11 protein-coding genes and 1 pseudogene are annotated in these 13573 nt (G+C 72.6%); 10 read left to right on the top strand and 2 right to left on the bottom strand.

The window, feature by feature from the left end:
• Window positions 1-164, bottom strand: a pseudogene (locus tag ACWF9Z_RS10365) (class II glutamine amidotransferase); the annotation flags it as partial.
• Between the two features lie 403 nt (window positions 165-567).
• On the opposite strand from ACWF9Z_RS10365, the gene ACWF9Z_RS10370 reads away from it, so the two are divergent.
• The gene (locus ACWF9Z_RS10370; RefSeq protein WP_453599865.1) at window positions 568-1536 is read left to right on the top strand and encodes a hypothetical protein; all 969 of its coding nucleotides are present in this window, start codon (window positions 568-570) and stop codon (window positions 1534-1536) included.
• Window positions 1537-1590: 54 nt separating this feature from the next.
• On the opposite strand, the gene ACWF9Z_RS10375 is transcribed toward ACWF9Z_RS10370, so the two are convergent.
• On the bottom strand, window positions 1591-1860 hold the full coding sequence (locus ACWF9Z_RS10375) for an amphi-Trp domain-containing protein (RefSeq protein WP_453599868.1): 270 nt from the start codon (window positions 1858-1860) through the stop codon (window positions 1591-1593).
• A gap of 248 nt (window positions 1861-2108) precedes the next feature.
• Here ACWF9Z_RS10375 and ACWF9Z_RS10380 point away from each other — a divergent pair, with 248 nt between their 5' ends.
• From ACWF9Z_RS10380 to ACWF9Z_RS10420, 9 genes are all read left to right on the top strand, one after another.
• Complete coding sequence (locus tag ACWF9Z_RS10380; RefSeq protein WP_453599871.1) at window positions 2109-2435, top strand: carboxymuconolactone decarboxylase family protein; 327 nt, start codon at window positions 2109-2111, stop codon at window positions 2433-2435.
• A gap of 36 nt (window positions 2436-2471) precedes the next feature.
• Window positions 2472-3902, top strand: a complete 1431-nt coding sequence (locus tag ACWF9Z_RS10385) for a DUF2252 domain-containing protein (protein WP_453599874.1) — start codon at window positions 2472-2474, stop codon at window positions 3900-3902.
• 270 nt (window positions 3903-4172) lie between these two features.
• Window positions 4173-5567 carry a chloride channel protein gene (locus ACWF9Z_RS10390; protein ID WP_453599877.1) on the top strand — a complete coding sequence of 465 codons (1395 nt, stop codon included), beginning with the start codon at window positions 4173-4175 and terminating at the stop codon, window positions 5565-5567.
• Between the two features lie 118 nt (window positions 5568-5685).
• Window positions 5686-7179: a gluconokinase, GntK/IdnK-type gene (locus tag ACWF9Z_RS10395; RefSeq protein WP_453599880.1), complete on the top strand. Its 1494-nt coding sequence runs from the start codon at window positions 5686-5688 to the stop codon at window positions 7177-7179.
• Window positions 7176-8144, top strand: a complete 969-nt coding sequence (locus ACWF9Z_RS10400) for a cyclase family protein (protein ID WP_453599883.1) — start codon at window positions 7176-7178, stop codon at window positions 8142-8144. Before ACWF9Z_RS10395 ends, ACWF9Z_RS10400 begins: the two co-directional genes overlap by 4 nt.
• A gap of 123 nt (window positions 8145-8267) precedes the next feature.
• Window positions 8268-9872 (top strand): GMC family oxidoreductase, encoded by a 1605-nt coding sequence (locus ACWF9Z_RS10405; protein WP_453599886.1) that lies wholly within the window; start codon window positions 8268-8270, stop codon window positions 9870-9872.
• 203 nt (window positions 9873-10075) lie between these two features.
• Window positions 10076-10870: an SDR family oxidoreductase gene (locus tag ACWF9Z_RS10410; RefSeq protein ID WP_453600297.1), complete on the top strand. Its 795-nt coding sequence runs from the start codon at window positions 10076-10078 to the stop codon at window positions 10868-10870.
• A 40-nt stretch (window positions 10871-10910) separates the two neighbouring features.
• Entirely contained in the window at window positions 10911-12395 is a 1485-nt protein-coding gene (locus ACWF9Z_RS10415) for a cytochrome ubiquinol oxidase subunit I (protein ID WP_453599889.1), read from the top strand.
• Window positions 12395-13447: a cytochrome d ubiquinol oxidase subunit II gene (locus ACWF9Z_RS10420; protein ID WP_453599892.1), complete on the top strand. Its 1053-nt coding sequence runs from the start codon at window positions 12395-12397 to the stop codon at window positions 13445-13447. The genes ACWF9Z_RS10415 and ACWF9Z_RS10420 overlap by 1 nt, the downstream gene beginning before the upstream one ends.
• The last annotated feature ends 126 nt before the right edge of the window (window positions 13448-13573 follow it).

Genomic DNA, 13573 nt, shown 5'->3' on the forward strand with positions numbered 1-13573 from the left:
GTGTCGTCGTGCTCCGAGTACCAGCCGATCCCGAACCCGTCGCCGTTCGTCGTCTCCACACCCAGCTTGGAGTGCAGGCTCTGGTCGATCAGCGAGTGGGCGGGTTTGTACAGGATGGTGTCGAGCAGCATCGGGGTTCCCGAATAGGCGAGCCATCGGCACATGAGCCATCACCTGTGTTTCCAGCGTGCGTACGGGCCAGTGGGATCCCGGTGGCCCCGGCTTCCGGCTCCCGGAATCTTCAGTGAGTTCGCCCGTCGCCCGGCTGCTGCGCCCCGGCCGGCCTGTCGACTTCGCGTGGAGCCCCCGGCTCCCTCGCGCGGCGGGCAACGCCGCATGCTCATTCTCACCTCACTCGTCGTTCATCGCCATGCGGGTGACGGCGAGGCCCCGGCCGCCGGACGAGCCGACGGGCCGGGGCCCTCCGCCCCGGCCTCTCACCCCGGCCCGTCACCCGGCCCGTCACCACCGTCATGGAGGCCCGGTGATCCGGCTCGCGCGGGAATTTCCCGGCTGCGATGGTGGGGAGGGACCGTTCGTCGCGGCCCCGTGTCCTCGGGAGGTCTCATGCCGCACGCCTTCTCGTCCGCCGCGCGCCGGCTGCCCGCCGCGGCGCTCGCCTGCGGGGCCTGCCTGGTCGTGCTGGTGCCCGGTCCGGCGCGGGCGTTCAGCGGTGGCAACCACGAGAAGATCACGCGCGCCGCCCTGAGCTGGGAGCCCAGGTCGCTGTCGGCGATGGCCGATTCCCGCGAGGGGGCGATCGTGGCCGACGACCAGGGCGACTACTTCGGCCTCGGCATCCTGCACTGCGACAACGCCGACTACCTCGCCCCGCGGTACGGGTCCGGGTACCCGCGCACCCGCGACGAGGCGACCACCGAACTGCTCGCCTGCATCCGCGGCTCCGTCGCCCGCCTGCGGGCCGCCGTCCGTGATGCCGACCGGCTGGTCGACGCCCGGGGCAGGATCATCCCGGGCCAGAGCGCGCTGGACCCTCCGTGCGCGTGGAACGAGAGGCCGGACCGCGCCAAGTGCGACGTGCTGGAACAGCTCGGCCGCGGCTGGCACGCGATCGAGGACTTCTACTCCCACGGCAACTGGTCCGACAAGGCCGACGGCTCGGTCCCGGTCGGCGTCACCCATCCGCCCGGCCTGAACCGGACCACCGTCGCGCCGTTCCTCGACATCCGTCGCTACAGCTCCATGAACGACGCCGACTGGACCCGGGAAGCCGCCCGTCTGATCCCCGAGGACCTGGCCACCGGCTGCTACCCCGACTTCGATTCGACCGGTTCCAAGCCCGTCGGCTGTTCCGGACGCATCCAGCACAACGGCACCCTCAACAAGGACACCGAGGCCTCCAGGCGTTCGGCCGACGGCAACTTCCAGCGGGCTTCCGAGCTCGCCTCACAGGACATCGCCCGCCAGTGGAAGAACTTCACGGCAGAGCTCGTCGAGACCTACCCCGACCACCGGCGCGGTGAGCAGATGGTCTGCGCGCTCACCCACGACGACCCCGCGTCCAGCTGCCGCTGAACGAGCTCGCGGGCCGTGCCGGCGTCCCCGGCGCGCTCGCCCGCCGCACGGTCCCTACCCGGTGCCGGCCGCCGTCCGCGACGACGCGGCCCCGTTCCGCGCCGTGCGCCACTTGAATTCGATCTCCAGCTCGATCTCCCCGTCGCCGACCTCGACCTCGATCTCCGTGCGGAGTTCGTCGGGGATCCGCAGGGTCAGCGTTCCCGGGCCGAGATCCAGTTCGGCGTTGCCGCCGTGCCTCAGCGCCTCCGCGAGTGCGGAGAGCCGGTCAGCGGCCTCAAGACGTGACAGCGAACTCTTCTGCTCGAACGTGAGGTCCTTCACGGGGTGCCTCCAATCCGCCGCGAACAGCGGGAACAGCGGAAACAGCGGAAACAGCGGGTGAGGCTCATTGTGACGCCGCGCGGCGGGCCGGGCATCCCGGGCCCCGTGCGTCCCGCACCTCGTGCGGGGCACCCGGTGTGGTTCTAGAGTTGAGGGGGAGGCGTGCCGGTCGACGCGTCAAGGGCACCGCCTCTTCATCGTTCCACTCCCCGAGCTCGGGCGGGGCGACACCCCGGAGGACGTGCGACATGTCCACTGCATCCGATACCCCTGTCCTGGACACCCTCGTCGCCATGACGGGCGATTCGCTCGAACGGTGCGGGCTGGCCCCCGACATGCTGCTGCTCACCCGCATCGCGGCGCTCGCCGCCTCGGACGCCCCGCCGATCTCGTACGCCGTCCACATCGATCCCGCCCTCAAGGCCGGCCTGACCGCCGAGCAGTTGCAGGACGTGCTGGTCGCCATCGCCCCCATCGTGGGCACCGCACGCGTCATGACGGCAGCCGGCAACATCGCCACGGCCCTGGGCATCGCCATCGCCGTCGCCGAGGCCGAGATCGACGCCCAGGGCTGACGCGGCGGACCGCAGGGCCGAGGCAGGAGTGCATCGATGTCCCAGAACGCGACCACCGCCATGCGCGCGGTGCCCCACAGCACACCGGAGGAACGGGAGGCCCACGGCAAGGAGGCCCGGCGCCGCACGCCACGGTCCTCGCACGCCGTGTACGAACCGCCCGCGGACCGCCCGGACCCCCTGGCGATCCTGGAGGCGCAGTCCGCGGCGCGGGTGCCCGAACTGGTCCCGATCCGCTACAGCAGGATGTCCGAGTCCCCCTTCCGGTTCTACCGGGGAGCCGCCGCGATCATGGCGTCCGACCTGGCCGGCAGTCCCGACTCGGGGATCAGGACCCAGCTGTGCGGGGACGCGCACCTGCTGAACTTCCGGCTGCTGGCCTCACCCGAGCGGCGGCTGATGTTCGACATCAACGACTTCGACGAGACGCTGCCCGGCCCCTGGGAATGGGACGTCAAACGGCTGTCCACGAGTCTGGTGATCGCCGCCCGTGCGAACGGCTTCGACGACCAGGAGCGCGCACGGATCGTGCACACCGCCGTCCGCGCCTACCGCGAGGCGATGACCGGCTTCGCCGGCATGGGCGACCTGGAGGTCTGGTACGCGAAGATCGACGCGGACCGCCTGGAGGCCCTGGCCGCGGAGCAGCTCCGCAAGGCCGGGCAGAAGAAGCTGTCCAGTGCGCTGGCCAGGGCCCGCTCGCGCGACAGTCTGCAGATCTTCGACAAGCTCACGGTGGTGGTGGACGGCCGGCCGCGGATCGCGCCGGACCCCCCGCTGCTGATGCCGGTCGCCGACCTGCTTCCGGACGTCGAGCGCACTGGTTTCCTGCGCCAGTGCCGCGGCCTGCTCGAACACTACGGCCAGACGCTGAGCAGCGACCGGCGGGTACTCCTGGAGGACTACCAACTCGCGGACGTGGCGCGCAAGGTGGTCGGCGTCGGCAGCGTCGGTACCCGCTGCTGGATCTTCCTGCTCCTCGGCCGCGACGGCCGGGACCCGCTCTTCCTCCAGGCCAAGGAAGCCGACACCTCGGTACTCGCCCAGCACGTCGGCGCGAGCATGTACCGCAACCAGGGCGAGCGCGTGGTCGCCGGACAGCGGTTGATGCAGGCCGCGAGCGACATCTTCCTCGGCTGGCAGCGGGTGGACGGGATCGACGGCAGGCGGCGTGACTTCTACATCCGCCAGCTACGCGACTGGAAGGGCATCGCCATGCCGGAGACGATGTCGCCCCGACAGCTGGCGACCTTCGGCGACGTGTGCGGCATCACCCTCGCCCGCGCGCACGCGCGTTCGGGCGACCGGATCGCGATCGCCTCGTACCTGGGCAGCGGCGAGGCCTTCGAGCGGGCGCTCGTCACGTTCTCCGAGGCCTACGCCGACCAGAACGAACGCGACCACCAGGCCCTGCTCGACGCGGTCCGTGACGGCCGGCTGCCGGCGCAGGAGGTGGCGACGGCCTGATCGCCCGCCCCGACGGAGCCGCAGGCCCCGGCCTCCGGCCCCCCGGCGGTGCGGCGGTCCTTCGGCGCGCCGCCGGCCCCGGCATCCGGGCCGGGCCGGACATGCGAAGCCTCCGGCCGGATGCTGCAATGGCTCTGACGCCGTGCCTCACGGCGGCATGACCGTCAGGACGATCAGCCCGAGGTCCTCTGGCCGGCGCGCGACGCACGGACCGGAGGACCGGACGCCTCGCCCGGAACGGACATGATGAACCGAGACGGGACACATCCCATGACGGTGTCGGATCCGCGCCCCGCGGGGCCTGCCGAGGGGACACAGCCCGAAGAGGCGGACCAGCTCCGCACACTGCTGCGCAGTCCCGGATACCTCAAGGCGCTGGTGTTCTGCGCCCTCATCGGTGTTCCGGTCTCGCTGGTGGCGTTCTGGTTCCTGGTCGCCCTCCACGAGCTCGAGAAGCTGATGTGGTCCGGTCTGCCGGAGTCTCTGGGCTGGGACGCCCCGCCGTGGTGGTGGCCGCTGCCGCTGCTGCTCGTGGCCGGTGTGGCCGTGGGGCTCGTGGTCACCCATCTGCCCGGCGCCGGCGGCCACATCCCCGCCGGGGGACTGCACACGGGCGGCAGCTCGGCGAGGGCACTGCCCGGCGTGATCCTCGCCGCCCTGATCAGCCTTCCCCTCGGTGCCACGCTCGGCCCGGAAGCCCCGTTGATCGCCCTCGGCGGCGGTCTGGCGGTGCTGTTCAGGGATCTGGCGCGGGCACCCGCGACGGCCAAGAGCACGGCGCTCCTCGGCGCGGCGGGAGCGGCGGCGGCGATCGCGGTGATCTTCGGAAGCCCGCTGGTGGCCGGGGTCCTGCTCATCGAGGTGGCCGGGGTGGGCGGACCGCAGCTGTTCGCGGTCATGCTGCCCGCGCTGCTGTCGAGCGGGGTGGGCTCGCTCGTGTTCACCGGCTTCGGCCGCTGGACCGGTCTCGATGCGCCGAGCCTCTCCGTGAAGGTGGGCGTGCCCGCTCCGCACCTCGATGCCGGGGACGTGCTCTGGGCGGTCCCGATGGCCGTGGCCATCGGCGCCCTCCTGCACCTGATCATGCGAGGAGGGCGGCTGACCGCGCGGTTCGTCGCGAAGGGTCCCGTCGCCCGTACGGCCCTGTGCGCCCTGGGAGCCGGCGTCTGCGGCGCCGTGTACGCGCTCACCACGGGCCGTTCGCCCGCGGACGTGGCCTCTTCCGGCCAGGCGGCGCTGGGCGCGATGGCCGCCGATCCGCATGCCTGGGGGGTCGGGGCCCTGATCGCCGTGGTGCTCTGCACGGCCGTCGCCTACACCCTCTGCCTGGGCAGCCTCCGAGGCGGCCCCGTGTTCCCGTCGCTGTTCCTGGGCTGTGCGGTGGGTGTGCTGCTCGCGCCCCTGCCGGGCCTCGGGATCGTACCGGGCATGGCCGCGGGCATGGCGGCCTCGACGACCAGCGCCCTGCGGCTGCCGGTCAGCAGCATCGTGCTCGTCGTCCTGGTGCTCGGCAGCGTCGCCATGACCCCCGTGGTGATCATCTCCGCCGTCGTGGCCTTCGTGACGACCCAGTTGCTGCCGCCCGGACCCGCCGTGGCCCCCGTGGGCCAGCCCGCGCACGCACCGGCCGGACCTCCCCCCGCCGGCGCGCCCGGCTCCGGCTGAGGCCGCCGCGCAGCCCTCCCGCACGGTCGCCGAGGTGCGCCGCGCACGGCCCGTACCGACAGTGGAAGGACCCGGCCGGATACGGGACCGGCCGGCGGCAGCGCACGAAGGAGGCCGGATGGCGCGTCACCACCTGAGGGACTCCCTGCGGGGACCGCCGAAGGTGCCCGCGACCGTGGTGCTCGTGACGGGCGTGGCGGGGTCGGGGAAGTCCACCGTGGCGCGGCTGCTGGCCGACCGGTTCGGCTGGGCGTACCAGGACGCCGACGCGTTCCACACTCCGGCGGACCGGGCCAGGATGGCGGCCGGCGAGGCCCTGACCGACGAGGACAGGCGCCCGTGGCTGGCGGCCGTCGCGGCGTGGATCGACGGGCGGATCGCAGCGGGGGAGCCCGCCGTCGTCGCGTGCTCCGCGCTCAAGCGCGCCTACCGGGACCAACTGGCCGGGGGACGGCCCGGTGTCCGTCTCGTCCATCTGCACGGCTCACCGGAAGTCGTCCGGTCCCGGCTGCTGTCCCGGCCCGGCCACTTCTTCCCCGCGCGGCTGCTGGACAGCCAGTTCGCCGACCTGCAGGAACCGGAGCCCGACGAGCACGCCTGCGTGGTGGACATCGACCGGCCCCCGCAGGCCGTGGTCGCCGCCGTCGTCGCCCAGCTCCGCACCGTACCGACCGAGGAGCCGCACATGCCCCCCACAGCATCAGGAGAACAGTGGCGGCTGAGCCACGGCAGCCAGGAGGCGGTGGTGGTCGAACTGGGCGGAGCCCTGCGCCACTACGAGGTGGGCGGGCGGCCGCTGCTCGACGGATTCGCCGCCGGCGAACGGGTCACCGGCGGGCGGGGGCAGCTCCTCGTGCCCTGGCCGAACCGGGTGGGCGGCGGGCGCTACCGCTTCGCGGGCGAGGACCAGCAACTCCCACTGAGCGAACCGGAGAACGGCAACGCGATCCACGGGCTCCTGCGGTGGGTGCCGTGGCAGCTGCTCGACCGCGGCGAGGACGCCGTCACGGTGGGCACCGTCCTCTTCCCCCAGCCGGGATACCCGTTCCACCTGGAGGTCGCCGCCGCGTACCGGCTCGGCCGGGAGGGCCTCGAGACCACCGTCACGGCCACCAACGTGGGGGACGGGGCCGCGCCCTACGGCGTGGGCCAGCACCCCTACCTGACCGTGGGCACCGGCCTGGTGGACTCCGCGCTGCTGACCGTGCCGGCCCGCCACCGGCTCGAGGGCGACGCACACGGCCTGCCCACCGGTGAGGAGCCGGTCGAGGGCACGGCGTACGACTTCCGCGCCCCCCGGCCCATCGGCGAGGTACGACTGGACACCGCCTACACGGGCCTCGACCGGGACCCCGCCGGTCACTGTGCGGTCCGCCTGGCGCACCCGTCGGGGAGCCACGGAGTCGACGTGCGGCTCATGGAGGGCGTCCGGTACGTGCAGGTCTACACCGGGGACACGCTGGCCGAGCCCGGTCGGCGTCGGCGCGGCGTCGCCATCGAGCCGATGTCGTGCCCGGCCGACGCCTTCCGCAGCGGCACGGCGCTCACCGTCCTGGAGCCGGGAGCCAGCCACGTCCTGCGATGGGCCCTGGCCCCGTGGGGGTCCTGGTGACCCCGGGCACCGGGCCGTCGACGACACCGGGGCCCCTGACCGGTGACGCCTTCCGCGCGCTGTACGAGGAGCTGCGCGGCGCGAGCCCGCGCGCCCCGGACGACCGGCGCGGCACGCTCGGCCACCTGACGCCCGAACGCGTGGTGGCCGCAGCCGCCGAGGTCCGCTCCGGACGGACGGTGTCCCTGGCCGCGCCCATCGAGACCCTGCCCGGCCCGGACAACCCCGACCCCGCACAGCACCGGATGATCGCCCCCGCCGCCGGTGAGACCGCCACCGGCGAGACCGGGGACACGGGGCTGCACTTCGCCCGTGACCGGTTCGCGATGAACGTGCACGGGGACGCGGACAGCCATCTCGACGCGCTCTGCCACGTGCTCTTCGACGGGGAGCTCTACAACGGCGTGCCCGCGAGCAGCGTGACGTCCCGGGGCGCCCGGGCGCTCTCCGTCGAGGTCGTCCGGGACGGCATCGTCGGCCGTGGCGTGCTCCTGGACGTGCCGCGGCTGCGGGGCGTGCCCTGGCTGGAGCCCGGGGAGCACGTCACCGCGGCCGACCTGACCGCGGCGGAGGAGGCCCAGGGCGTCCGGGTGCGGCCGGGGGACCTGCTGTTCGTACGGGTCGGGCATCGCCCGCGGCGCGAGGAGCGCGGGGCGTGGAACGCCGCGCGGGCCCGGGCCGGCCTTCATCCCACGGCGGTACGGTTCCTGGCCGAGCGGCAGGTCGCCGTCCTGGGCTCGGACGGCAACAACGACACCGCCCCCAGCGCGGTGGCCGGGGTCGGCTTCCCCGTGCACGTGCTGGCCGTGCACGCCATGGGGCTGCATCTGATGGACTACCTGCAGTTCGAGGAGCTGACCCGGGCGTGCGCCCAGCAGGGCCGTTGGTCCTTCCTGAGCGTGGTGGCCCCGCTCAGACTGCCCTCGGCCACCGGCTCGCCCGTGAACCCGATCGCCGTCCTGTGACGGCCGGGCGGGGGCGCCGCCTCCGGTCGCCGTACCCCGGGACGAGGGCTACGTTCGAAGAGATGGGGTGGCTGCCGTGCCCCGGCAGCGCGCAGCGAGAGGCCCCGTGACAGGTCGGGACCCATGAGCGCAAGGACGGTGGTCGCCGTGGGCGACTCCCCGCACTACGACGTCGTCATCATCGGTTCGGGCGCCGGCGGCGGTACGCTCGCCCACCGGCTCGCCCCGACCGGCAAACGGGTGCTCATCCTCGAACGCGGTGGCTACCTCCCCCGCGAGCGGGACAACTGGGACTCCACCGCCGTGTTCGTCAAGGGCAAGTACCGCGCCCCGGAGTTCTGGCTGGACAAGCACGGCAACGAGTTCCCGCCCGAGGTCAACTACTACGTCGGGGGGAACACCAAGTTCTACGGCGCCGCCCTCTTCCGGCTGCGGCCCGAGGACTTCGGGGAGCTCCGTCACCACGACGGGCTGTCGCCGGCCTGGCCGATCCGGTACGAGGACCTGGAGCCGTACTACACCGAGGCCGAGCACCTCTACCTGGTCCACGGCCGCCACGGCGAGGACCCGTGGGAAGGCCCGTACAGCGCCCAGTACGCCTATCCGCCGGTCGCGCACGAGCCGCGGATCCAGCGGTTGAGCGACGACCTGGAGAAGCGGGGCCTGCACCCCTTCCACCTGCCCATAGGCGTCGACCTGCGACAGGACGAGAACGGGCGGGCGACCAGCTCCAGCGTCTGCATCCGCTGTGACCGCGTGGACGGCTTCCCCTGCCTGCTGCGCGCCAAGTCGGACGCCCAGGTGATCTGCGTGGAGCCGGCCCTGCGGCACCCGAACGTCGAGATGATCACCCATGCGCGCGTGGTCCGGCTGGAGACCGATCCGGCCGGACGCCGTGTCAGCAGTGTCCTGACCCGGAGCGAGGACGGGGTGGAGACCTCCTACACCGCGGACATCGTGGTCGTCGCCTGCGGGGCGGTGAACTCGGCGGCGCTCCTGCTGGCCTCGGCCAACGACCGCCACCCCCGCGGCCTGGCGAACAGCTCCGACGTGGTCGGCCGGCACTACATGCGCCACAACAACCTGGCCCTCATGGCCCTTTCGAAGGAGCCCAACGACACGAAGTTCCAGAAGACCCTGGCCCTGCACGACTGGTACCTCGGGGCCGACGACTGGGACTACCCGCTGGGCGGCATCCAGATGCTCGGCAAGTCGGACGCCGACCAGATCCACGGTGAGGCGCCCCGCTGGGCGGGTGCCGTGGCTCCCGACATGCCCTTCGAGGTCATGGCCCACCACGCGGTCGACTTCTGGCTGTGCGGCGAGGACCTTCCCCTCCCCGACAACCGGGTCACCGTCGACGGCGACGGCACCATCCGTCTCGTGCTCGACGAGAAGAACAACATCGAAGGCCTGAAGCGCCTGCGGCACAAGCTCCAGGGCATGCTCAGCCATCTGGGGATGCACGAGCACCACCTCCTGACGCGCAGCATCTACCTCCACAAGGGCATGCCGATCGGCGCCACGGCGCACCAGGCCGGGACCGTGCGGTTCGGCGAGGACCCGGACACCTCCGCCCTGGACGTGAACTGCAAGGCCCACGACCTCGACAACCTGTACGTGGTCGACACGAGCTTCTTCCCGAGCATCGGCGCGGTCAATCCGTCCCTCACGGCGATCGCGAACGCCCTGCGGGTGGGCGACCACCTGGCGGAACGGCTGGGCTGACCCGCGGCGTCCTCCGACCGGGCGTTGATGCTCGGCCGTGTGGCCCAAGGCCGCCTCGCCCGCCACCCCGATCTCCGAGGGGGGTGCTTGGGTGGGTTCGGACCCCGCCGGGCCGCGGTCCGGCGGGCCGGACCGGGCATTCGAGGAGGCGGCCGATCGTGAGTTCCACCGAAGACGCAGCGCGGGGAGTGATCCCCACTCACCTGCTCAAGGGTCAGAAGGCGCTGGTCACCGGCGCCAACAGCGGGATCGGAAAGGCCACGGCCATCGGCCTGGGCCGGGCCGGCGCCGATGTGGTCGTGAACTACGTCGCCGGCGCGGAAGAAGCCGAAGAAGTGGTGGCCGAGATCAGGTCGTTCGGCGTGCGCGCCGCCGCGTACGAGGCGGACGTGTCCCAGGAGGACCAGGTCGTGGCCATGACGGACCGGATGGTCCAGGAGTTCGGCACGATCGACATCCTGGTCGCCAACGCCGGCCTGCAGCGCGACGCCCGGTTCGAGGACATGACGCTCGCCCAGTGGCAGAAGGTGCTGGACGTCAACCTCACGGGTCAGTTCCTCTGCGCGCGGGAAGCGACGAAGGAGTTCCTGCGGCGCGGCGTGGTCCCGGAGGTGTCCCGCGCGGCCGGGAAGATCATCTGCATGAGCTCCGTGCACCAGATCATTCCCTGGGCGGGGCACGCGAACTACGCCTCCTCCAAGGGGGGCGTGCAGATGCTGATGGCGACCCTGGCCCAGGAGCTCGGGCCCAAGAAGATCCGCGTGAACGCGATCGCTCCCGGAGCCATCAAGACCCCGATCAACCGGGACGCGTGGGAGACGCCCGAGGCCCGCAGGGACCTGCTGCGGCTGATCCCGTACGACCGCATCGGCGACCCGGAGGACATCGCCCACGCGGCGGTGGCCCTCGCCTCCGACCTCATGGACTACGTGGTGGGCACGACGCTCTACGTGGACGGCGGGATGACCCTCTTCCCCGGCTTCGCCACCGGCGGCTGATCCTCCTCCGGCCCGTCCTCCCCGAGCGGCAAAGGAACGCATGCACACCACGGTCCATCTGCTGGCGGCCGACGCCCCCGCTCAACTGCTCCCGGCCCGGGAGCTCATGGCGTTCACCCTCGCCACCCACATCATCCTCGTGCCGATGGGAGTGGCGCTCCCGCTCATCACCCTCGTCATGCACTACCGCGGCCTGCGCAAGAACGACGCCACGGCCCTGCTGCTGGCCCGGCGCTGGTCGGCCGTGATGGCCGTGCAGTTCGCGATCGGCGTCGTCACCGGCACCGTACTGTCGTTCGAGTTCGGCCTGCTCTGGCCCGGGCTGATGGGCCGGTGGGGCGATGTCTTCGGCGTCGGCTTCGGCGTCGAGGCCTGGGCGTTCTTCCTCGAAGCGGTGCTCATCGCCATCTACCTGTACGGCTGGCGCAGGCTGAAGCCGCGCACCCACTTCCTGCTCGGACTCCCGCTGCCGGCGACCTCGCTCCTCGGCGCCTTCGGCATCCTGGCCGCCAACGCGTGGATGAACACCCCCCAGGGGTTCTCGCTCGACTCCCAGGGCAACCCGGTCGACGTCAACGTCTGGAAGGCCATCTTCACCCCGATGTTCGGGCCCCAGTACTGGCACTTCGTGGTCGCGATGCTCGTGACGGCGGGCTACGTCGTGGCGGGCGTCTACGCCGTCGGATGGCTGCGCGGCCGCCGGGACCACTACCACCGGCTCGGCTTCGCGGTCCCCTTCACCCTCGCCGCGGTGGCCACTCCGGTGCAGTTCGTGCTGGGGGACTCGATCGCCCGGCAGGTGTTCCAGAAGCAGCCCGTGAAGTTCGCCGCGATGGAGATCGTCTGGGATACCGACACCCACGTCGCGGAGTACCTCTTCGGCCGGCTCCATCCGGACGGCACCGTCTCCGGCGGCATCAAGATCCCCCAGCTCGACTCCATCCTGGCCGGGTTCAGCCCGGACACGAAGGTGACCGGGCTGACCTCCGTACCGGCCGCTGACCGGCCGAACGCCACGCAGGCCACGATCGCCCACTGGGCCTTCGACATCATGGTCGGGCTCGGCAGCGTGCTCCTGCTCCTCGCCCTCGTCTACGGCCTGATCTGGCTGCGCCATCGCCGGCTGCCCCGCTCCCCGTGGTTCTACCGCAGCGCCGCCTGCGCCGGCGTCGGCTCCGTGATCGCCGTCGAATGCGGCTGGATCACGGCCGAGGTGGGGCGCCAGCCCTGGATCGTCTACCAGAACATGCGCGTCGCGGAGGCCGTGACCTCGACCCGCTCCACCAGCCTGTGGATCATGTTCGGCCTGGTGATCGTGATCTACCTGTGCATCTTCGGGGCGTTCCTCGTCGTCCTGCTGAAGATGCGCGACCGCTGGCGCCTGGCCGACGAGCAGGCGGACGGGCGGCCGGCGGAGGACCCGGAGGGGGTCACCCCCTACGGCCCGCGCCCACCCGTGCCGGCCGGCGACGCCCCGTCGCGCGCGGACGGCGGCTCCACCGGGCCCGGGGCCGGTGAGCGCTGATGGCCGACCTCGTCGCTTTCGTGATGCTGCTCGCCGTGACCGCGTACGCCTGCGCGGGCGGGACCGACTACGGGGCGGGCTTCTGGGACCTGACGGCCGGCGGAGCCGAGCGCGGCAAGCGCCCCAGATGGCTCATCGACCACGCCATGGCGCCCGTGTGGGAGGTCAACAACGTCTGGCTGATCTTCGTCCTCGTCCTCATGTGGACCGGGTTCCCCGTGCTGTTCCAGACGGTGTTCACCGCCATGTGGCTCCCCCTGGCGCTGGCCGCCCTCGGCATGGTCCTGCGCGGCGCCGGATTCGCCCTGCGCAAACCCAGCCGCCGGCTGGCCCGACGGCGCCTCTACGGCGCCGTGTTCGCCATCGCCTCGCTGCTCACCCCGTTCTTCCTCGGGGCGGCCGTCGGCGCCGTCGCCACCGGCCGGATCGCACCGGGCACCGAAGCCTCGGCGGACGCGTGGGCCAACCCCGCGTGCCTCCTGTTCGGGCTCGTCACGGTCGCCGGGACCGCACTCCTCGGCGCCGTGTTCCTGACCGCCGACGCCGCCCGCTTCGACGCACCGGACCTCGTCGGCTACTTCCGGCTCCGCGCCCTCGCCAGTCTGGTCGCGGTCGCCCTGACCGCCGTGGGCGTGCTCCTCGTCACCCGCGGCGACGCCCCCCACGTCTGGCACGGACTGACCCACGGTGCGGGGCTCGTCCTCGCGATCGTGTCCGTGGCGTCCTTCGCCGCCACGGGACTTCTCGTGCTGCGGGGACGGACGCACTGGGCCCGCTTCAGCGCCGTCGGCACCGTCGGCGCGGCCGTCTTCGCCTGGGGACTCGCACAGCGCCCCTACCTCATCCCCACCTCCCTGACCGTGGCGGATGCCGCAGGCGATAGCCAGACGCTGGTCTGGCTGTCGGTGGTCAGCCTCGTCGCCCTGCTCCTCGTCGCCCCGGCGGTCTTCTTCCTCTACTGGATGGACACCCACGGCGAGCTGGAGCCCCTCACCGAGGGAGACCTGCGACGGACCGGCCCCGCGACGGGTGACGCGGCCGACCGCGACTGACCTCGCGGCGCCGCGCCGGCCCCGGGGGGGGGGGGGGGGGGCGCCCGCCGCCCCCCCCCGGCCGCGCGGGGGGGTGGGTGGCCCCGGGCGCCCGGCGCGGGGGGGCGTACAGGCGGGGTGGGGGGC

Source organism: Streptomyces sp. NPDC054961 (genome assembly GCF_053609145.1).

Excerpts from the sequence above, each read along its gene's own strand:
- ACWF9Z_RS10370 (WP_453599865.1), top strand. The coding sequence starts at position 568 with ATGCCGCACGCCTTCTCGTCCGCCGCGCGCCGGCTGCCCGCCGCGGCG.
- ACWF9Z_RS10385 (WP_453599874.1), top strand. The coding sequence starts at position 2,472 with ATGTCCCAGAACGCGACCACCGCCATGCGCGCGGTGCCCCACAGCACA.
- ACWF9Z_RS10415 (WP_453599889.1), top strand. The coding sequence starts at position 10,911 with ATGCACACCACGGTCCATCTGCTGGCGGCCGACGCCCCCGCTCAACTG.
- ACWF9Z_RS10420 (WP_453599892.1), top strand. The coding sequence starts at position 12,395 with ATGGCCGACCTCGTCGCTTTCGTGATGCTGCTCGCCGTGACCGCGTAC.
- ACWF9Z_RS10405 (WP_453599886.1), top strand. The coding sequence starts at position 8,268 with ATGAGCGCAAGGACGGTGGTCGCCGTGGGCGACTCCCCGCACTACGAC.
- ACWF9Z_RS10390 (WP_453599877.1), top strand. The coding sequence starts at position 4,173 with ATGACGGTGTCGGATCCGCGCCCCGCGGGGCCTGCCGAGGGGACACAG.
- ACWF9Z_RS10380 (WP_453599871.1), top strand. The coding sequence starts at position 2,109 with ATGTCCACTGCATCCGATACCCCTGTCCTGGACACCCTCGTCGCCATG.
- ACWF9Z_RS10395 (WP_453599880.1), top strand. The coding sequence starts at position 5,686 with ATGGCGCGTCACCACCTGAGGGACTCCCTGCGGGGACCGCCGAAGGTG.